Below are 19,157 nucleotides of genomic sequence, written 5' to 3'. Positions count from 1 at the left end.
CTAGGGGCCGAACCAGACAATCACGGTGCCTTTAATATATAAAGGCGACGGCAAAGCCCCCTTCCCGCCCACAGCCTTGTGCACCAGGTAAACGGGCCTGGAAGGATCCAGCCCCTTAAACGCGGACGTTGTCAGGCTCCCGCCCGTCAGCGGCACGCAGCGCTGAGTGCCATTCCAGCACAACGAAGTCTGTACCTGGGTATCGCCCTGATAGGACCGGCTTGCATAGACCCGCTTGATTTCGAACTGCGCCGCGCGATCCATTCCCGGCGGCATTACGGCCGTGCCCCGACCACCTCGCTTGGCGTCCTGGCCTGGCGGCTCGTAGACAACAACCACATCCCGATCGGCATGATTGATGGCGGAACTGACCTTGTCCCGGGACCATGAAAAGTCTCCCGCCCAAGCGGCGGGCAGGCAGGCAAGCGTCATTGCCGCCAGCGATGACGAAAGTAAAAACGAACAGCGCTGCGGATGAGCCGGGCGGGCCATAAGAAACAGCTCCAGGAACGAGATTAAAAAAAGGCCGTGGACAAAAAGCATACCTGAACAGCCAAGCAAATGCGTTGGCCAATAAAATTAGCCAATATGCAGAGCAAAAGAATATGAAGCCAAGGCAAAGCAGCTCTCCAAAAGCTTTGACGTTTAACGTTCAACGATATAATATTTCAGAATGATCGAAAGCTTTCGATGCTCCGACACACAAGCCCTTTACGAAGGCCGGCGCGTAGCGCGGTTCTCAAGCTTCAAGATGATCGCAGAACGCAAACTGCAAATGCTGGATAGCGCAAACACACTCGATTTTCTGCGTTCGCCGCCAGGCAATCGACTAGAAGCGCTCAAAGGTGATCGCATCGGACAGCACAGCATTCGTATCAACGATCAATGGCGCATTTGCTTCGTTTGGACCAAGGAAGGGCCTCAAGACGTCGAGATCGTCGATTACCACTGAAATGGAGTTGATTATGTCTAAAAATGGCATGCGTCCGATTCATCCAGGTGAAATTCTGCGGGAGGAGTATCTGGCGCCGCTGGGCATGAGCATCAACGCTCTATCCGCTTTGCTGCATGTACCAACCACTCGCATGAACGAGATAGTTCGGGAACGCCGAGGCATCACACCCGATACAGCGTTGCGGCTGGCCGCCTTTTTTGGCGGAGAGGCAAGCTCGTGGCTGAATCTTCAGCAAACCTACGATCTAAAGGTCACGGAAGCGAAGGTTGCCAAGCTGATAGCCAAGCAAGTCCAGCCACTCGAACATGCCTGATTCAAATCGGTATTGGGATTAAAAAAGGCCCGCAAGGCAAGAAGCCCGCGGGCCAAACAACCTGACCTGGCGGTCAGGCAGCACTGGACTTATCGTCGACGGAACAGGCCGTTCAGCAAAGCGAGCACGGCCAGGACGATGAAAATAAAGAAAAGTATTTGTGCGATGGACGCCGCGCCCGCGGCAATGCCGCCAAACCCCAGGACGGCGGCGATGATGGCAATCACAAAAAACACAACGGCGTAATAAAGCATGGTGGCTTCCCCTTTTTGCTATTTTTTTTGCTAATGGTTTTATTCGAAGTCTCGCGCCATCGCATCAACGATTGTTATCGAAGAACTCCTTGACTTCGCGCTCCGCCTCTTCACGGGTGCGCCCGTATTTTTCCTGCACAAGCCCGGCCAGCCGCTCGGCATTGCCGTTTACTTTCGCCAGGTCGTCATCCGTTAAATCGCCCCATGCCACCTTGGCTTTGCCCGACAACTGCTTCCACTGTCCTTCAAGAGTGTCTTTATTCATTTGGCTCTCCTTGAGTAGTCGCCTCTACCCTAGTCGCATCCGCAAAAGCCGGTCAACCCGGATTACCCGCAAAATGTAACCACGCATTGAGCCGCTATCGGAAGCCGGCTTGCGGCAGCAACATCCGCTTAACAATAAGGCAACGCTGTAACAAGGCGGCGGCGTCCCGGAAACTGATAAACTGTACATAAAACCAGTATCGATATCACCACGCCTCATGCCCGGATATGCCCCCTGATACACCGCCGGAAAACCCCTGGTATTACCTGGACAATTTCGAAACCGTCCTGCGTTGGGTTTCTTTGCGCTATAACGACCTTCTGCTTCCGCTGGAACATCGATTCGTGCAGGATTTCCTGCAATTGCCCAAGGCATCGCGCGGCCTGCTGGTGCGCATGATCATGCGTAAAGGCTGCCTGTTCCGGACCAGCAAGCTGCGCTATCGCGAAATCGGCGACACGGCCCAGGCCGCACAGTCGCTTATACGCCATGAATGGATCAGCGACACGCCGCCACTCTCGCTCGACGAACTTTTCGGCGTGTTCACGAAGGCAGAGCTCGCAGGCTTGTTCGGCAAAGCACTTGCAAGTTTCGGCGCGCGGCGCGCCAGCAAGCCGGCACAGCTGGAATGCCTGCGCCCTCATTACCCGAATGCGCTCACGCTTGAACAATGGAGAAGCGCCGCCGAACACGACGAACACGACGAACGCGTCTACAGGATAAACATATCGCCCTTGTGCGATCGATTGCGGCTGATGTTTTTCGGAAACCTAACACAGGACTGGACTGAATTCGTGCTGTCCGACTTGGGCCTGTTCACCTATGAGCGCGTCGACTTTCCGGCCTCTGCGCGCGCCTTCCAGACACGGCAAGAAGTCGACGACTACCTGCACCTGCATCAATGCAGGGAACGCCTGGAAACCGCGGCAAGCGCAGGCGATCTGGCCGATATTTTCGCTGCTGTCCCAGCCGCCGTTTATGCCAATCACTGGCTGGAAAGCCGACGCGGCAAGCTGCTGTACCGCATCGGCCAACATCAGGAACGCTACCGCGATTGGGCGGGAGCCTTGGCCTGTTATGCGCGTAGCGGCTATGCCGGCGCGCGTTGCCGGCACATACGCGTACTGGAGCGCGACGGCCAATCAGATGCGGCGCTCTCCCTGGCGACGGCGGCGCTGCATGCGCCCGAAAACGAGGCCGAACAGCAGGCGCTGCTGCGCATGCTGCCGCGCCTGCATCGGCAATGCGGCGCGAAGGTCCCCGCGGCCCGCGACAAAAACCATATCCGCCGCATCGACCTGGTGCTGCCCCAACCCTGGCCCGCGATGCGCGTTGAAGAGGAGGTCCGCCTTCATCTGGCCATGGACGAAGCTCCGGTCTACTATGTGGAAAATACGCTGATCAATTCCCTGTTCGGACTGCTCTGCTGGGATGCCATTTTTGCCGTCGTGCCGGGCGCCTTTTTCCATCCCTTCCAGCAAGGTCCCGCCGATCTGATGCTGGCCGGATTCCGCGAACGCCGCCGCGAACGGTTCGACGCCTGTTTCGAGCAACTCGATAACGGACAGTACCGTCAAACCATCCATCTCAATTTCATGCGCAAGGCGGGCATCCAGTCCCCCTTCGTCGCATGGACCGTGCTCTCCGGCCCCGTGCTGGACCTGGCATTGGACTGCATGCCGGCCATGCACTTGAAAGCGGCTTTTCATCGCTTGCTGGCCGACATCCCCGCAAACCGTTCGGGCCTGCCCGACCTGATTCAATTTTGGCCGGGCGAACGGCGCTACCGCATGATAGAGGTCAAGGGCCCCGGCGACCGCTTGCAGGACAATCAGATACGCTGGCTGGATTACTGCCGTGTCCAAGGCATGCCGGTCGATGTCTGCTACGTGCGCCGCCAGGAAACCGCATGACGTATGCCATTGCCGTGCGAGAGCTCTGCGAGTTCACCGCCAAAAGCGGCGACCTGGACTTGCGTTTTACGCCATCGCCCACCGGACTGGAAGGCATTGAAGGCCATGCCGCCGTCAGGGCGCGGCGCGCGGCGTCGTATCAAGCCGAGATCACCCTGAGCGGCGAGTACCGCAACTTGCTGGTGCGCGGCCGCGCCGACGGCTACGATCCCGTCCAGAATCAGCTTGAGGAAATCAAGACGTATCGCGGCCCGCTGGATGCCATACCCGCCAACCATCGCGCTCTGCACTGGGCGCAGGCAAAGATCTACGCCCACCTGCAATGCCGGGCTCTGGCCCTATCGACGATACGTGTCGCGCTGGTGTATTACGATATTGCGCAGCGCACGGAAACGCTCTTCGTCGAAACCTGCGACGCCGCCATGCTGGAGCGGCATTTTCAGAAGCTCTGCGACTGCTTCGCGGACTGGGCGGAGCGGGAATTGCTGCACCGGAGCACGCGCGACCAGGCCCTTGAGGCATTGCCGTTTCCCTATGCCGATTTCCGGCCGGGACAGCGGCAACTGGCCGTCACGATATACAAAGCCGCAATGCAGGAGCGCAGTCTGCTGGCCCAGGCGCCCACCGGCATCGGCAAGACGGTGGGCGCGCTCTTTCCACTACTCAAGGCCTGCCGCCGCAAAGAGCTGGACAAGGTGTTTTTCCTGACGGCCAAAACATCGGGGCGGCAGCTTGCGCTGGACGCGCTTGACATGATGATTGGATCGCGCAAGGCGTCGACGGCGCCCTTCCTTCGCGTGCTGGAATTGACCGCAAAGGAAAAGGCCTGCGAGCACCCCGATAAAGCCTGCCATGGCGCATCGTGCCCGCTTGCCGAAGGCTTCTACGACAAGCTTCCCGCCGCACGCCTGGATGCGCTGGGGGCGGCCCGGATGGACAAGGCCGAACTCAGGAAAATAGCCTTGCGCCACCAGATCTGCCCCTACTGGCTTAGCATGGACCTGGCGCAATGGAGCGACGTCATCGTGGGCGATTACAACTATTACTTCGATGCGTCGGCCCTGCTGCATGGCCTGACGGCTGCGCGCGATTGGCGTGTTGGCGTGCTGGCCGATGAAGCCCACAACCTGGTCGAAAGAGCCCGCGCGATGTATAGCGCCGAATTGTCGGAAGCCGATCTGCGCAGCGCTCAACAGGTGTCGCCCCCCGCCCTGAAGAGAGCCCTGGGCGGCCTGCTCAGGCAGTGGCGCGACACTTACCGCGACCAGGAAGCCCGCTATCAGGCCTACACGGATCCGCCCGCCAAGTTCATTGCGGCGCTCTTGCGCGCCAGCGGCGCCATGACGGAGCATTTCGCCGAACACCCGGCCGAGGCTGAAGGCGCATTGCAGCGCCTGCACTTCGACATCCTGTATTTCCTGCGCCTGGCGGAAACGTTTGGTGGCCATTCTATATTCGACATCTCGCTGGCGGACGGCGCAATGCCCATGGGTATCAACGTTGGCAGCACAAGCCGGCAAGGCGCCGTATTCTGCATACGCAACCTTATTCCAGCGCCTTTTCTTGAACAGCGCTATGCCGCCAGCCGCTGCACCGTCCTGTTCTCGGCGACGCTAAATCCCTGGACTTTTTATCGGGACATCTTGGGGCTGCCCGCGGACACGGCGTGGGTGGACGTGGAATCGCCCTTCCGACCCGACCAGCTTCAGGTCCGCATCGCGCGGCGCATATCTACCCGCTACGCGCATCGTGCGCAGTCTCTCGCTCCCATTGCCCGCCTCATGGCAACACAGTATCGACGGCGGCCCGGCAATTACCTTAGCTACTTCAGCAGCTTCGACTATATGCGGCTGGTGGCCGATGAATTTGCGCGGCTGTGTCCGGATATCCCCGTGTGGCGGCAGACGCGCGGCATGGACGAACACGACAGGGAAGGCTTTCTGGAGCGCTACACCGACGACGGCAAAGGCATCGGCTTCGCCGTTCTCGGAGGCGCATTCTCCGAAGGCATCGACCTTCCCGGAAACAGACTGATAGGCGCCTTCATCTCGACGCTGGGATTGCCGCAGGTCAACCCCGTGAACGAACAACTCAAGCAGCGCATGGACAGCGTCTTCGGCCGGCAGTGCGGCTACGACTATGCCTACCTGTACCCCGGCATCCAGAAAGTGATCCAGGCCGCCGGGCGGGTGATACGGAGCCGCGAGGACCAAGGCATTGTGCACCTGATAGACGATCGCTACGGGCAACCCCGCATCCGCGCGCTGCTTCCGCACTGGTGGCAGGTAGAATACGACAACGGAAACGGAGACCACAGCGGCGCACATCAATGAAACCAACAATGATTCCGTGGGCGCTTTCAGGCGGAGCGGCCGTGGCGGTGGGTTTTGCGCGATTCGGTTATGCGCTGATCCTGCCGGCCATGCAAACCGACCTGAATCTGAACTACGCTCAGGCGGGCTGGCTGAATACCGCCAATGCATTGGGGTATCTGCTGGGGGCGCTGCTGACCATCTATTTCGTTGCGCGCATCGGAAACCGCAGGCTGTTCATCGCCGGCCTGGCGCTCACCACGCTGGCCCTGCTGGGCAACGGCTTGACGCATGATTTCCAATTGCTGACCCTGTATCGTTTCCTGGCCGGCTTGGGCGCCGCGGGCGCCTTCATATGCGGAGGCGTGCTGTCGGGGGTGCTGGGCACCCGGGCCATCGTCATCTTCTTCAGCGGCGGCGGCGTAGGCATGCTGGCCACCGGAGCCCTGCTGCCCTGGCTGTTCGATTATGCCGGCCCGGCCGCATGGCCCTGGGCATGGGTAGGGTCGGGCGGAATATGCATTCCGCTGTCGCTTGCGGCTGTCGCCGCCATGCGCGCCATTCCCGAACCTTCCGCCAGCGGCGCCACGGCGACCTGGCCATGGCGCCCCTGCGTGCCCGAATTCACCGCCTACTTCCTGTTCGGCCTGGGCTATATCGCCTACATGACCTTCATTGTGGCCTGGCTGCGCCAAAGCCACGTACAAGCCTTGTCGATCGCCGCCGCGACCTCGATCATGTGGAGCCTGCTGGGCATCATGACGCTGCTGGCGCCACTGATGTGGGCGCGCATCTTCAACGGCCGGCGCGACGGCCTGCCCATGGCCGCCTCCATGATCGTATTGGCCGTGGGCGCGGCTCTGCCGCTGCTGGTACCCAGCATCGCGGGCGCATGGCTGTCGGCCGCGCTGGTGGGGTCCAGTGTCTTCATGGTGCCTTCGGCGGCCACCGGCTTCGTCAAGACCAATCTGCCCAAAGCCGCCTGGGGCAGCTCGCTGGCGGTGGCGACCAGCCTGTTCGCCATCGGACAGGCCGTCGGCCCGGTGGCGGCCGGATGGATCAGCGACCTGTCGGGCTCGCTATCGACGGGCCTGGCTGTTTCAGCCGCCATGCTGATACTGGGCGCGTTGATCGCGCTTACGCAAAAACCCTTGCAAAGCCAATGAACTCAACCTTATTGGCAATGTGGTTCTGACACGGATTGCAGCGGCCGCTACCTATAATCAAAACACGACCTCCACTCTTTACAAGGACCTGATCGTGTCAATTGATTCCCCCATTCCCGTGTTTTCCGAAGGCGTCCATCCTTTCGACGCGCGCGGCGTCGCCAAGCGTTTCCGCCACGCCGCCATCTTCGGCGCGCTGTCCGCTCTTCATCCCGGCGAAACCATGCGTTTCTGCAATGACCACGATCCGCTGCCCTTGTTGCAGCAGCTTCAAGACCACTTCGGCGACCAGATCAAGATCGATTATGTTTCGCGCCAGCCAGGCGAAATCGTGATCGATTTCCAGATACTCGGCTAAGCCTGCCGATGCCGGATCATGGCGGTCACAGCTTTGTCCATTGTGTGTTTTTCCAGGGCGCCATGCCGGCTTGCGCCGGCATGGCGCCTTCTATTTAACCTGCATCAAGCTATTCCGAAATAAACGGCTCCCAAGCTTGACTGGCACTATATATAGTAAATATCCTTCGTTTCACCACAATATGTAGTGATACGGAGCAAGCATGACACATATCGACGTCGAATCCTCGATCGATGAATATCTGGAGCGGGTCGACTGGCGCGTCAACGCCAATGCCAATCAAGGCTACTCGCTGGGGGGCCTGATTCTGAACGTGTCCGGCAAGGTCATCGCCAATTACTGGCTGGACCATGTCTACCCCCCCGCCATAGGCCGGGCCCACCGCGATGCCGACCTGCACATACACGATCTGGACATGCTGTCGGGCTACTGCGCCGGATGGTCGCTGCGTACCCTGCTGAATGAAGGCCTTAACGGCATACCGGGAAAAGTGGAATCCGGCGCGCCCAAGCACATGTCCAGCGCAGTCGGGCAGATCGTCAACTTCCTGGGCACACTGCAGAACGAATGGGCCGGCGCCCAGGCATTCAGCTCCTTCGATACCTATATGGCTCCATTCGTCCGCAATGACGCCTTAAGCTATGGACAGGTCAAGCAGTACATCCAGGAACTCATCTACAACCTGAACGTGCCCTCGCGCTGGGGAACGCAGACCCCTTTTACCAACCTGACTTTCGATTGGGTCTGCCCCGAAGACCTGCGCGATCAGACGCCGTTGATCGGCGGCCGGGAAATGCCGTTCACCTATGGCGAACTGCAGGCTGAGATGGACATGATCAATCGCGCCTACATCGAAATCATGATGGCGGGCGACGCCAAGGGCCGGGTGTTCACCTTTCCCATCCCCACTTACAACATCACCGGCGATTTCGACTGGCACAGCCCCAACGCGGAATTGCTGTTCGAAATGACGGCCAAGTATGGGCTGCCCTATTTTCAGAATTTCATCAATTCCGAACTCAAGCCCAACATGATCCGTTCCATGTGCTGCCGCCTGCAACTGGATCTGCGCGAGCTGCTCAAGCGCGGCAACGGCTTGTTCGGATCCGCCGAGCAAACCGGCTCGCTGGGCGTGGTCACCATCAACTGCGCACGGCTGGGCTATCTGCACGCCGGCGACGAAGCGGCGCTGCTGCGCCGCCTGGATGAATTGCTGGAACTGGGCAAGAACAGCCTGGAGATCAAGCGGGAAGTCATCCAGCGTTTGATGGACGACGGCCTGTTTCCCTATACCCGGCGCTACCTGGGAACGCTGCGCAATCATTTTTCCACGCTGGGCGTGAACGGCATCAACGAAATGATCCGCAACTTCACTCACGACGGCCATGACATCACGGCCCCATGGGGCCATGCCTTCGCCTTGCGGTTTCTGGACCATGTGCGCGCCCGCATGCTGGAGTTCCAGGAAGCAACCGGTCACATGTACAACCTGGAAGCGACCCCGGCCGAAGGCACCACCTATCGCTTCGCCAAGGAAGACCGCAAACGCTGTCCCGGCATACTTCAGGCCGGCACGGCCGACATGCCCTACTACACCAACTCGTCGCAACTGCCGGTGGGCTACACCGATGATCCGTTCGAGGCGCTGGAGCGCCAGGACGACCTGCAACGCAAATACACGGGCGGGACGGTGCTGCATCTGTATATGACTGAACCGCTGTCCAGCGCCGCTGCCTGCCGCGCCCTGGTCCAGCGCGCGCTGGGCCGCTTCAAGCTGCCCTACATCACCGTGACGCCGACGTTTTCCATTTGTCCCGTTCACGGCTATCTGGGCGGCAGCCATAAATTCTGCCCCAAATGCGATGAGGAAATCCTGGCGCGCAAACTGCGCCAGGCAGCTTGATCCGTTTTTTTCACACCACTCAAGGAGAAACCACCATGACATTCCGCACACAAGACCCACGCGCCTCCCAAGCCACACCCACCCTGTCTGACGGCGAACGTCAGCCATGCGAGATCTGGACACGCGTCATGGGCTACCACCGACCCATGTCCTCGTTCAACATCGGCAAGAAAGGCGAATTTCACGAGCGCAAATATTTCAGCGAGCGCGAGGCCCGGCTTGCGGCCTGACGCAGCAGCGCGGACGGAGCCCCGGCGCCGCAGCCTGAAGGTGGGCGGCGTAACGCCGTTCACCGCAACCGACTACCCGGGCCAGCTTGCGGCGGCGGTATTCGTGCAGGGCTGCCCCTGGCGCTGCGGCTACTGCCACAATCCCCATTTGCAGGAACGCACGCCGCACAGCCCCGTACCGTGGGAAGACGTGCTTGCACTGCTGGAGCGGCGTGTGGGCCTGATCGACGCGGTGGTGTTCAGCGGCGGCGAGCCCACCATGGATCCCAGCCTGCCCGAGGCCATCCGGGAAGCGCGCGCGCTGGGTTTCAAAATAGGCCTGCATACCGGCGGCACCCATCCCCAGCGGCTTACCGAAGTCCTGCCCATGCTGGACTGGGTGGGGCTGGACATCAAGGCCGGCTTCGCCGACTATGCCCGCATCACAAAAGTGGCGGGCAGCGGCGCGCCGGCCCTGGCCAGCCTGCAAGCGGTATTGGCCAGCGGGATCGACTATGAATGCCGCAGCACGGCGCATGCCGCGCTGCTGCCGGAACACGAGATAAAGAAGATGGCGCGGGCTCTTGCGGACATGAAGGTGCGCAGCTACGCCTTGCAGGCGTTTCGCAGCCAGGGCTGCGAGGATCAAGCCTTGAACGCGGCCACGCAGCCGGACTATCCCGGTGCCGCATTGATCGAAGACGTGGCCGCCTTGTTTCCTGTGTTTACGCTGCGTCGGCATTAAGGCTGCGGCAAGGCAGCTATCGAATCGTGCAAAGCCCGGCGCCGCGCATATTCCTGCCAGGCCGATACCCCCATGCTCAAGCCAGAGCCTGTTTATTGGCGTATAAGCCGCGCTTCTCTATCGTAGAGGCCATGATCTTTGACGAAAGAAGCGCGCCGGACTGAAATTGCCCGGGGCGAACGCAGACAAATCCATGGAGTCCAGGGAGTTCTTCACCAGCAGCCCCAGCTCGGTATCGCCTTCCATGCTGAGGCGGCGACTGAAAAACAGCGTGTCGGGATCTTCCCTGCGCTGCATCAGCAGATAAAAATCGTGCACGTTCGCGGCTATGGTCAAGTCAGGTTGCGTCGCCGGAGCTATGGCCTTGAAGCTGGTGCCGCTCCACATGAAATCGAAAGCTACGCCGGCATCGCGAGGCTGTATGCGCAAGGCCTTGCCCTGCAGCATGCGCAGCGTATCGGCCGGCAGATGCGACGCAAGCATCAGGTTCAGACCCGCGGTGAATACCAGCGAACCAGGATAGGCGGGTAAATGCGACAGCAATTTTCCCAATGGCGCGGGAAAAAGAGGATTTCCGGTAGTCATGAAGTTTCCTGCGGCCGGGCATCAAGCCACGTAGGCCACGACAGTGAAGTAATGGCAGGCGCTGCCGCCCAGCACGAATAAATGCCACACGCCATGGCCGTAGCGCCATTTCTCGTCGGTGGCGTAGAACACGATGCCCACGGTATAAATCAGGCCGCCCGCCGCCAGCCACAGAAAGCCATCCCGGCCCAGGGCGTCGACCAAGGGAACGGCGGCAACGACGGCCAGCCAGCCCATCAGCACATAGATAAGCAGGGACAGGATGCGTCGCCCCTTGGCCAGCCATATCTCCTGGACGATCCCGAACAGCGCCAGGCCCCACACCGCGCCGAACAGGGACCAGCCCCAGGCGCCGCGCAGGCTGACCAGGGTGAAGGGGGTATAGCTGCCCGCGATCAGCAGGTAGATGGCGCAGTGATCGAATTTGCACCAGATTTTCTTGGCGCGCCCGCGCAGGCTGTGGTACAGGGTCGACGCCAGATACAGGCAGAGCAGCATCGTCCCGTAGATGCTGAAGCTGACGATTTTCCAGGGATCGCCCAGGCGCGCCGCCATGACGATCAGCAGCACGCCGCCCACCGCTGCCAGGCTGGCGCCCGCCAGATGGCTGATGCTGTTGAATCGCTCGCCGTAATACATAGAATATCCGCCCTTTATGCCACCAGTTGTTCGAGCCCCGGCTTGCCGTGCCAGTAGCCGTTACAGGGCCCTGCGGGCATCAGGGGCAGCGCCCGCTCGAAGGCCTCGCGTCCTGCAAGCGAACCATCCGCCACCTGCCGGAACAGGCCGGCTATCTGGGCGGTATGCTCGGACTGCGGGCTGATGCGCAGAATATCGACCCGCAGGTCTTGCATGTCTCGCAGTTCGTTCAGCAAGTTGTAGACCAGCGCCGACTGCGTCTGTATGCCGTTCAAGACAAGGAAGGGTTCGTTTTCCCGCGTCCTCAGCAACAGGCCATCGGGATCGTCCATGCATACGTACTGGCAATTGTCCTTGGGGATATTCCGGTGCCTGGCCGTAAAGCAGCGCGCCGAAAACGCCAGCGGCATGCGCCCATAGGCAAACACCTCGGTTTCCATGCCATCGGGCCGGTCCCGTTGCAACTGCTCCAGACCCTCGCGACCCATTTCCAGCGGCATGACCCATCGCCGCGCACCCAGCCCGGCAAGAATCTCCAGGGTCGGACGACTGTAGACATTCAGGAAGGGACCGGCGACGAAGGGCTTGCCATCCAGGCAATGCACTGCGCCCATGTCATTGGCCTCGACCTGGAAACGCCCATTGCCGGCAATCTTGCGCATGGTGGCCAGGTCCTGCCCGGATTCGAGCAAAACTTGCGTGGACAGCACGACTTCCTTGCCGGCGTCGGCCAGCATCTGGGCGATTTCCAGCCAATCGGGCAAGCGCAGCTCGTGCCGGCGCGAGCATACCGTTTCGCCCAGATAGAGGATATCAACGGGTGCGTCTCTCATGGATTCATAGAACTGCATCATCGTTACGCGCGACCAGTAATATTGAACGGGACCCAATGCGATTTTCATAGTATTGAAACCTCGGTGTTGCTATTAGCCACGACTTCTTTCCCCGCCTTCTGCCGATTCATTTCCATGGACGGTGATAAGCGCCCAGGGTATGCTGCTGGCCCTCGGCGACCTTGTTCAACTCCGCCATCCACGCCGGCTTGACCGAATAACGCTGCTGGCTGGCCAGGCACTGGTCGATGGCATCGCGCCAGACGCGCGTCACTTGCGCAACATAGGCGGGGCTGCGCTGCCGCCCTTCTATCTTGAAGGCGCGAACTCCCATTTGCATCAACTTGGGCAGAAGTTCCAGCGTATTCAGGCTGGTGGGTTCTTCGATCGCGTAATAATTTTCGTCCGCGACGTCGAATCGGCCCTTGCACAGGGTGGGATAGCCGGCGTTCTCGCCATCGGCATAGCGGTCGATCAGCACGCCGTTAAGCCGCGATTCCAGTCCATCGGGGGTCTGCTGCCAGCGCACGGATTTGGCCGGCGAGCAAACGCCGTGCGTATTGGGCGATTCGCCGGTCACATAAGAGGACAAGGCGCAACGGCCCTCCACCATGACGCACAGGCTGCCGAAGCCGAACACCTCGATCTCGACCGGCGTATTTTCCGTCACCTGCTGGACCTGGGCCAGCGACAGCACGCGCGGCAGGACGGCGCGCACCACGCCGAAATGCTGGCGATAGAAATTGATGGCTTCGTGGTTGGTGGCGGATCCCTGCACCGACAGATGCAGGCGCAGTTGCGGGTGTCGGCGGCTGGCGTATGCCATCAGGCCGGGATCGGCCACGATCATCGCATCAATGCCCGAATCCGCCGCGCGGTCCACCGCCTGGCGCCATTGCTGCCAGGCGCGCGGCTGCGCATAGGTGTTCAAGGCCAGGAATACCTTGCGCCCCCTTGCATGCGCATAGCGTATGCCTTCGGCAATGGCCGCCTCGTCGAAATTCAGGCCGGCGAAATTGCGCGCATTGGTCGCATCGCGAAATCCCAGGTAGACGCAGTCGGCGCCGTTATCGACGGCCGCTTTCAAAGCCGGCAGGCTGCCTGCCGGACAAACCAGTTCGACGGCGGGCGCCGCCTTCGAAATGACGGATGTGGCTGTTGTCATGAAGAGTCCTGCGGGATGGTTCAGGCGGGAAGCAGCGCGTCGGCGACGCGCACAGAAGGCGCCGCGACCGCGTTCAAGGCCGGACGGATGCCGGTAAGCAGATATTCGATCAGCTCGCGCACAGGACGGATGGCATTGCCGAAGGGCAGCTTCTCGGAACCCCGGAAAAAAAGACCCCGCTTGATATCGCCCGCCAGCGCGAACGCCAGCTGGGTATCGATGCAGAACTGCCCATGCTTGCTGATGCCATCGCGCAAGCCGCAAGAAGCCAGGCAATCGAAGCCCACCGTGCAAGGACGCTTCTTGGCGATGCGCTGCAGCTTCTCTTCTTTTTCCAGATAGTTGGCCAGCCATGGCGTGCGCACCGCGCGCGCCGGCAGGCCGGCCACGCTCATGAAGGTGACGATATCCTCGGGTTTGGCTTCGACCAGCACCTTCTTGAAGTTGGGATGCGCATCGCCTTCTTCGGTAACGGCAAAGGGCGAGCCGCATTGCACCGCGCTGGCCCCCATGCCCATCAGCCTGACGACCTGTTCATGGCTATGAATGCCGCCACCGGTAATCAAGGGGATACTTTCCTTTTCCAGATCCAGTTCCTTGAACAATTCCAGGGTGCCTTCCAGCACGTTCGCAAAGGCGAAATTGGGATTGTCCAGGCTATCGGCGGTCGGTGCGCCTAGGTGGCCCGCCGCGTACTTCGGGTTCTCGATCACGATGGCATCCGGCAGGCGGTTCTTGCGCATCCATTTTTTCAGGATCAGCCCTATCCCGCGCACGTCCGACAAGATGGGAATGATCGCCACCTTGGAAAAACCGCTGGTCAATTCGGGCAGGTCCAGCGGCAGGCCGGCGCCCACCACGACGGCATCGGCTTCGCTTTCGCAGGCCTGGCGCACATACGAGGCATACTCGGATACGGCCCGCATGATATTGACCGCCACCAAACCCTTGCCGGCGGCCATCTTATGGGCGGCCTTGATTTCACGATCGAGCGCAAGCAGGTTGGCCGAGTCGATCAGTTCCTTATTGCGCGAACGGCCGGTCTGCACCATGAGGTCGGGATGGTGACGGCGCAGATCCACGCTGGAAATCGTGCCCATCGCCCCCAGCGAAGCGACCGTTCCGGCCAGCCTGTGGGCCGACACGCCAACCCCCATGCCCCCCTGCACAATAGGCAACAGCGCCTTGCCTTTCAACTTGAGTCGTTCCAATGCGGTCTGCAACACGGTAATTGTCCTTGCTTGATAAATATTGGCGTATGAACGCAGTTGCCACTATGTAGGCAAATGCCGCCAGCTTCCTTAATAAATATCAAGGTTCCCGCGTTTACCTGGATGTGAAAATACAGCATTCGCAATGGGGTTATGCCGCCCGGCAAACCTGTATATGTGTAGGGTTGAGCTTATGGAAAACACAAAAGAAGACAGCGTTCTGGACGTAGGCGGGCTTGCGCCGCCGGAACCTCTGGAACGGGTACTGGACGCGCTGGAGGATCTTGCGCCGGGCGCGCGCCTGCGCGTGCTCATCGACCGCGAACCGCATCCCCTATATGGCATTTTGCGCAACAACGGCTACGACTACTCGTTCAACGCCGGCCGCCGTCCATACGAACTTCTTATCCGGCAAAAAAGCTGATGCAGCGCGCCCTGTCGTTTCAACAATCCCCGGCCCCCGGCGTTCCCTTGCGCTTCCTGTTCACCGCGCCGCTCTTCGTCCTGCTGGCCGCCTTGCTGCTGCTCTGGTCAGGTCCCGCCGCGCTGGCATCGCGCTGGACGGGACAGGCCTTGGCATTGACGCATCTGTTTACGCTGGGCGTCCTGGCCAACGCCATGACGGGCGCCCTGATGCAGATCCTGCCGGTCGCAACGGGAATAAGCGTATTGGCTCCCCGGGCGACCTCGACGGTCGTGCATGCCTTGTTGAGCCTGGGCACGCTGGCCCTGGCCGCCGCCTTTCTTTGGCTCCAGCCATGGCTGTTCGCCTTGGCGCTGATTTCGCTGTGCGCCGCCCTGGGCTGCTTCCTGGCCGCCTGCGGCGGGGGATTGTGGACATACCGTAAACAGGCCACCAAGGGCTCGACGGAAATTCTGGCCACCACGCGGCTGGCGCTTGCCGCGTTGCTGGCCGCTACCGCCATGGGTGCAATGCTGGCTGGAAGCTTCGCCTGGCCGCAGCCCTTTTCCCGAATGTTCACCAACGCGCATGGAGCCTGGGGCCTGCTCGGTTGGGTGGGGCTGCTAGTTATCGGCATCGCTTATCAGGTCATCCCCATCTTCCAGGTAACCGAAATCTACCCCAAGCGCCTGACACGCTGGCTGGCGCCGGCGATTTTCGCCTTGCTTATCGCCTACATGGTCAATACCATTGCCCCGGCAAGCCTGCGTCTTGAAATCGACCTGGCCATAGGCGCGGCAATGCTGGCCGCCTACACCGTTTTCGCCCTGGTCACTTTCCGGCTGCTTTGGACACGCAAAAGACCCAAGGCCGATGCCACCACCCATTTCTGGCGAACCGCCATGCTTTGCCTGGCCGCTTGCGGGCCGGTCTGGCTGGCCCATGCCGCGGGCGTCGCGGATCTTTCCATCACCTTGGGCATGCTTTTCATCGTGGGCTTCGGCTGGTCCGCCGTCAATGGCATGCTGTACAAGATCGTTCCCTTCCTGCTGTGGTATCACGTGCAGAAAGACCTGGCCGTCGCGCTGCGCGCCGTACCCAAGGTCAAAGATATTATTCCCGATGCCGTGGCCGCAAAACAATACTGGGCCCATCTGGCCGCCGTTCTGCTGCTGCTGTCGGCCAGCCTGCGGCCGGCAAGCTTCTCGCAGGCGGCGGGCCTGATGCTGGCCGTCTCGGCGGCATGGCTGTTCGTCAATATGATCAACGCCCTGCGCCTCTATCAAAAGGCCAGGAAACAGATTGCGCTGGCCCTGGCGCAGTTGCCTCAGCCTTGATACGCACCCAGCCTGGCGATATCCAGGATGCAGACTTCGCGGCCCTTCACGCCGATCAGCTCGTGCGCGCACAAGTCATGCAGAATGCGCGAGAAATGTTCCGGCGTCAGGTTCAGGCGCGAGGCAATCACCGTTTTGCTGGTTTCCAGGCGGAAGCGGTAGCCATTCTTGCATTGTTCATCTTTCAGCAGATAACCGATGACGCGTTGTGTACCTGAACGCAAGGAATAGGCCTCGACGTCATTCATCAGGCTGTGCAGACGCTGGCTAAGGCCGGCCAGCATCTTGCGCGCAAAGCCCGGATGGCGGTCCAGCTCCTGAAAGATGACGGCCTTGCCGACATGCAGCAACAGGCTGTCGGCCAGCGCCTGGGCGGACACGATATATGCCTTCTCCATGAACATCAGCGCTTCGCCGAAGCTGTCGCCCGGTCCGATCAGCCGGACGACTTTCTCGCTTCCGCCCGGCGATACGAACATCAGCTTGATCTGCCCGTAGACCACGGTATGCAACCCTACGCAAGGTTCGCCTCGGTGAAAAACCATCTCGCCCCGCGCGACCTGCACTTCGGTCGTGCCCGAAGCCAGGTTGTCGAGCCCGTGTGCGTTCAATTCGTTGAACAGGGGTAGCCTGGCCAGGAAATCCTGGGTACGCGCCTTGCCGCTTGTCGTCATATTGCTAGAATCCCGTATCGATATCATTGCGCCACGCCAAGTTGGCGCAAGGCTCTCATCCTAAAAACCATGTGATCAAAGTCCTGTTCAACATCGCCGGAACCCTGGCGCTTATCCTGGCCGTATTGGGACTGTTCCTGCCCTTGCTGCCCACCACGCCCTTCCTGCTCCTGGCGTCCGCCTGCTATATACGCGGCTCCGAACGCATGCACCGCTGGCTGATGGGTCACCGCATACTGGGACCCTACCTGACTGGCATACAAACCGGCAGGGGTATCCCCATCCGCGCCAAGGTCATTACCTTGATTTTCCTGTGGGCCACGCTGGCTGTTTCCGCCTGGCATGTACCGCTGCCCTGGCTGCGCCTTTTGCTTCTGGTGCCCGGTATCGGCGTCACGATCTATCTGCTCCGGATGAAGACCTTGCCCAGTTCCGGAAAGCACGCCGGCCGCAACGACGGCGCAACTAAATAAGCTTGGAGTATGTCGATACCGTGGGCTGCCCCAGATATTTATCGAAGACCATGCCCATGGCCCGCACGAACAGGCGCCCCTGGGGTGTGACGCTTATCCCCTTGCCGTCGATCCGCAACAGGCCGGAATCCTTGAACGTATCCAGCCTTTTCAACTCGGCGCCGAAATAAACCATGAAGTCGATGCCATAGGTCCTGTTCAGCATCTGGAAATCCAGCGGCATGCTGCACATCAGGGTCATGATGACATCGCGCCGCAGCACATCGTCCAGGCTCAATTCGAAGCCTTTCTCGATGGGCAGCCGGCCTTCGTCCAGCACCTGGTAATAGGCATTCACACTGCGCACCGACTGGCTGTATGAATCGCCCACCTTGCCGATGGCCGAAACGCCCAGCCCAATCAGGTCGCACTCCGCGCGTGTCGTGTAGCCCTGGAAATTGCGATGCAGGCTTCCGTCCCGGCGCGCCAGATTCAGCTCGTCGTCCGGTTTGGCGAAATGATCCAGTCCGATATATACATAGCCCGCTTCCAGAAGCCGCCGCGTGGACATCAGGAATATCTGCAAACGCTCTTCCGCGCTAGGCAGGTCACCGGCCGAAATAAGCCGCTGCGCCTTGAACCGGCTGGGCAGGTGGGCATAGTTATACAGAGCGATGCGGTCCGGCGACAGGCGGATGACCTGGTCCAGCGTGCGATCGAAACTGGATAGAGTCTGCTTGGGCAGGCCATAGATCAAATCCGTGTTGACCGACTGAAAACCCGCATTGCGGCTGGCATTCAGCGCTTTTTCCACCATTTCCAGCGGTTGGATGCGGTTGACGGCCGCCTGCACGTCGGGATCGAAATCCTGAACTCCGAAGCTGGTCCGGTTAAAGCCCAGTCCAGCCAGCATGGAAAGCGTTGCTTCACTCACCGTTCGCGGATCGATCTCGACCCCCAGTTCGGCATCCGGCGTGAATTCGAAATGCCTGCGTAACGACGCCATTAGCCGCGTCAGTTCGGCCGCGGTCAGGAAGGTGGGAGTGCCTCCACCTAGATGCAATTGGGTGGTCTTTCGATCTGGTCCAAGACGGCCGGCCACCAGATCCATTTCCTTGTCCAGATAGTCCAGATACTGCGCCGACCGGCCATGATCCTGCGTGATCACTTTGTTACAGGCGCAAAAATAACAAAGCGATTCGCAAAAGGGCAGGTGCACGTAGACCGACAACGGAGGGTTCGCTCCGGCATCGGCGCCGGCCCGCCGGGCCAGGTAAGCCAGATAGGTCTGCTCATTGAAACCGGACTTGAAGCGGTCGGCGGTAGGATACGAGGTGTAGCGAGGCCCGGAATGATCGAAGCGACGGATCAAGGTTTCGGAAATCTCGATATCTGGAAAAGAAACCGCGTCATGGCTGACGACAGGAATACTGCTATCCATTGCCTTTCTCCGATCAAGGCTTGT

At 60.3% G+C, this 19,157-nt stretch carries 22 protein-coding genes; 12 read left to right on the top strand and 10 right to left on the bottom strand.

Annotation, left to right across the window (positions count from 1 at the left end):
• Nucleotides 1-492, bottom strand: a complete 492-nt coding sequence (locus V0R37_RS06195; protein WP_420373690.1) for a flagellar protein FlhE — start codon at nucleotides 490-492, stop codon at nucleotides 1-3.
• 181 nt (nucleotides 493-673) lie between these two features.
• Here V0R37_RS06195 and V0R37_RS06190 point away from each other — a divergent pair, with 181 nt between their 5' ends.
• Both V0R37_RS06190 and V0R37_RS06185 read left to right on the top strand, forming a co-directional pair.
• The gene (locus tag V0R37_RS06190) at nucleotides 674-952 is read left to right on the top strand and encodes a type II toxin-antitoxin system RelE/ParE family toxin (protein WP_420373689.1); all 279 of its coding nucleotides are present in this window, start codon (nucleotides 674-676) and stop codon (nucleotides 950-952) included.
• A gap of 13 nt (nucleotides 953-965) precedes the next feature.
• Nucleotides 966-1,268 (top strand): HigA family addiction module antitoxin, encoded by a 303-nt coding sequence (locus V0R37_RS06185; protein ID WP_420373688.1) that lies wholly within the window; start codon nucleotides 966-968, stop codon nucleotides 1,266-1,268.
• A gap of 89 nt (nucleotides 1,269-1,357) precedes the next feature.
• On the opposite strand, the gene V0R37_RS06180 is transcribed toward V0R37_RS06185, so the two are convergent.
• Together V0R37_RS06180 and V0R37_RS06175 are read right to left on the bottom strand one after the other, a co-directional pair.
• Nucleotides 1,358-1,522: a DUF1328 domain-containing protein gene (locus V0R37_RS06180; protein ID WP_264132051.1), complete on the bottom strand. Its 165-nt coding sequence runs from the start codon at nucleotides 1,520-1,522 to the stop codon at nucleotides 1,358-1,360.
• A 64-nt stretch (nucleotides 1,523-1,586) separates the two neighbouring features.
• A complete protein-coding gene (locus V0R37_RS06175; RefSeq protein ID WP_420373687.1) occupies nucleotides 1,587-1,787 on the bottom strand; it encodes a CsbD family protein in 201 nt (66 codons plus the stop codon).
• 227 nt (nucleotides 1,788-2,014) lie between these two features.
• Between V0R37_RS06175 and V0R37_RS06170 the strand changes: the two genes are divergently transcribed.
• From V0R37_RS06170 to V0R37_RS06140, 7 genes are all read left to right on the top strand, one after another.
• Nucleotides 2,015-3,700: a VRR-NUC domain-containing protein gene (locus tag V0R37_RS06170; protein ID WP_420373686.1), complete on the top strand. Its 1,686-nt coding sequence runs from the start codon at nucleotides 2,015-2,017 to the stop codon at nucleotides 3,698-3,700.
• Nucleotides 3,697-6,033, top strand: a complete 2,337-nt coding sequence (locus tag V0R37_RS06165; protein ID WP_420373685.1) for a helicase C-terminal domain-containing protein — start codon at nucleotides 3,697-3,699, stop codon at nucleotides 6,031-6,033. The genes V0R37_RS06170 and V0R37_RS06165 overlap by 4 nt, the downstream gene beginning before the upstream one ends.
• Nucleotides 6,030-7,178 (top strand): YbfB/YjiJ family MFS transporter, encoded by a 1,149-nt coding sequence (locus V0R37_RS06160; RefSeq protein WP_420373684.1) that lies wholly within the window; start codon nucleotides 6,030-6,032, stop codon nucleotides 7,176-7,178. The genes V0R37_RS06165 and V0R37_RS06160 overlap by 4 nt, the downstream gene beginning before the upstream one ends.
• 94 nt (nucleotides 7,179-7,272) lie before the next feature.
• Complete coding sequence (locus tag V0R37_RS06155) at nucleotides 7,273-7,536, top strand: DUF2249 domain-containing protein (protein ID WP_420373683.1); 264 nt, start codon at nucleotides 7,273-7,275, stop codon at nucleotides 7,534-7,536.
• Between the two features lie 202 nt (nucleotides 7,537-7,738).
• The gene (locus V0R37_RS06150) at nucleotides 7,739-9,439 is read left to right on the top strand and encodes a ribonucleoside triphosphate reductase (protein ID WP_420373682.1); all 1,701 of its coding nucleotides are present in this window, start codon (nucleotides 7,739-7,741) and stop codon (nucleotides 9,437-9,439) included.
• A gap of 35 nt (nucleotides 9,440-9,474) precedes the next feature.
• Nucleotides 9,475-9,669, top strand: a complete 195-nt coding sequence (nrdD, locus tag V0R37_RS06145) for an anaerobic ribonucleoside-triphosphate reductase (RefSeq protein WP_420373681.1) — start codon at nucleotides 9,475-9,477, stop codon at nucleotides 9,667-9,669.
• Nucleotides 9,659-10,393 (top strand): anaerobic ribonucleoside-triphosphate reductase activating protein, encoded by a 735-nt coding sequence (locus V0R37_RS06140; RefSeq protein WP_420373680.1) that lies wholly within the window; start codon nucleotides 9,659-9,661, stop codon nucleotides 10,391-10,393. The genes nrdD and V0R37_RS06140 overlap by 11 nt, the downstream gene beginning before the upstream one ends.
• A 117-nt stretch (nucleotides 10,394-10,510) precedes the next feature.
• Here the strand turns inward: V0R37_RS06140 and ubiT are convergent, their stop codons facing one another.
• From ubiT to V0R37_RS06115, 5 genes are read right to left on the bottom strand one after another with little or no spacing between them, the layout of a single operon-like run.
• Nucleotides 10,511-10,978: a ubiquinone anaerobic biosynthesis accessory factor UbiT gene (ubiT, locus tag V0R37_RS06135; RefSeq protein WP_420373679.1), complete on the bottom strand. Its 468-nt coding sequence runs from the start codon at nucleotides 10,976-10,978 to the stop codon at nucleotides 10,511-10,513.
• A gap of 21 nt (nucleotides 10,979-10,999) precedes the next feature.
• Nucleotides 11,000-11,617, bottom strand: coding sequence for a PAQR family membrane homeostasis protein TrhA (gene trhA, locus V0R37_RS06130; protein ID WP_420373678.1), 618 nt, complete (start codon nucleotides 11,615-11,617; stop codon nucleotides 11,000-11,002).
• 14 nt (nucleotides 11,618-11,631) lie between these two features.
• The gene (gene ubiV / locus V0R37_RS06125) at nucleotides 11,632-12,519 is read right to left on the bottom strand and encodes a ubiquinone anaerobic biosynthesis protein UbiV (RefSeq protein WP_420373677.1); all 888 of its coding nucleotides are present in this window, start codon (nucleotides 12,517-12,519) and stop codon (nucleotides 11,632-11,634) included.
• A gap of 58 nt (nucleotides 12,520-12,577) precedes the next feature.
• A complete protein-coding gene (ubiU, locus tag V0R37_RS06120; RefSeq protein ID WP_420373676.1) occupies nucleotides 12,578-13,615 on the bottom strand; it encodes a ubiquinone anaerobic biosynthesis protein UbiU in 1,038 nt (345 codons plus the stop codon).
• A gap of 20 nt (nucleotides 13,616-13,635) precedes the next feature.
• Nucleotides 13,636-14,841 (bottom strand): NAD(P)H-dependent flavin oxidoreductase, encoded by a 1,206-nt coding sequence (locus tag V0R37_RS06115; RefSeq protein ID WP_420373675.1) that lies wholly within the window; start codon nucleotides 14,839-14,841, stop codon nucleotides 13,636-13,638.
• 178 nt (nucleotides 14,842-15,019) lie between these two features.
• Between V0R37_RS06115 and V0R37_RS06110 the strand changes: the two genes are divergently transcribed.
• Nucleotides 15,020-15,250, top strand: coding sequence for a DUF2249 domain-containing protein (locus tag V0R37_RS06110; RefSeq protein WP_420373674.1), 231 nt, complete (start codon nucleotides 15,020-15,022; stop codon nucleotides 15,248-15,250).
• Nucleotides 15,250-16,566 carry a hypothetical protein gene (locus V0R37_RS06105; RefSeq protein WP_420373673.1) on the top strand — a complete coding sequence of 439 codons (1,317 nt, stop codon included), beginning with the start codon at nucleotides 15,250-15,252 and terminating at the stop codon, nucleotides 16,564-16,566. The genes V0R37_RS06110 and V0R37_RS06105 overlap by 1 nt, the downstream gene beginning before the upstream one ends.
• On the opposite strand, the gene V0R37_RS06100 is transcribed toward V0R37_RS06105, so the two are convergent.
• The gene (locus V0R37_RS06100) at nucleotides 16,557-17,240 is read right to left on the bottom strand and encodes a Crp/Fnr family transcriptional regulator (protein WP_420373672.1); all 684 of its coding nucleotides are present in this window, start codon (nucleotides 17,238-17,240) and stop codon (nucleotides 16,557-16,559) included. The two genes, V0R37_RS06105 and V0R37_RS06100, sit on opposite strands and share 10 nt — an antisense overlap.
• A 71-nt stretch (nucleotides 17,241-17,311) precedes the next feature.
• Here V0R37_RS06100 and V0R37_RS06095 point away from each other — a divergent pair, with 71 nt between their 5' ends.
• Entirely contained in the window at nucleotides 17,312-17,713 is a 402-nt protein-coding gene (locus tag V0R37_RS06095) for a YbaN family protein (RefSeq protein ID WP_420373671.1), read from the top strand.
• Here the strand turns inward: V0R37_RS06095 and hemN are convergent.
• Nucleotides 17,706-19,133 (bottom strand): oxygen-independent coproporphyrinogen III oxidase, encoded by a 1,428-nt coding sequence (gene hemN, locus V0R37_RS06090; RefSeq protein WP_420373670.1) that lies wholly within the window; start codon nucleotides 19,131-19,133, stop codon nucleotides 17,706-17,708. The genes V0R37_RS06095 and hemN overlap by 8 nt on opposite strands.
• Nucleotides 19,134-19,157 lie beyond the last annotated feature (24 nt).

It is taken from the genome of Pollutimonas rozaliensis, from assembly GCF_048751585.1.
Lineage (GTDB): Bacteria > Pseudomonadota > Gammaproteobacteria > Burkholderiales > Burkholderiaceae_B.
This window is presented reverse-complemented; position numbering and strand designations above follow the sequence as displayed.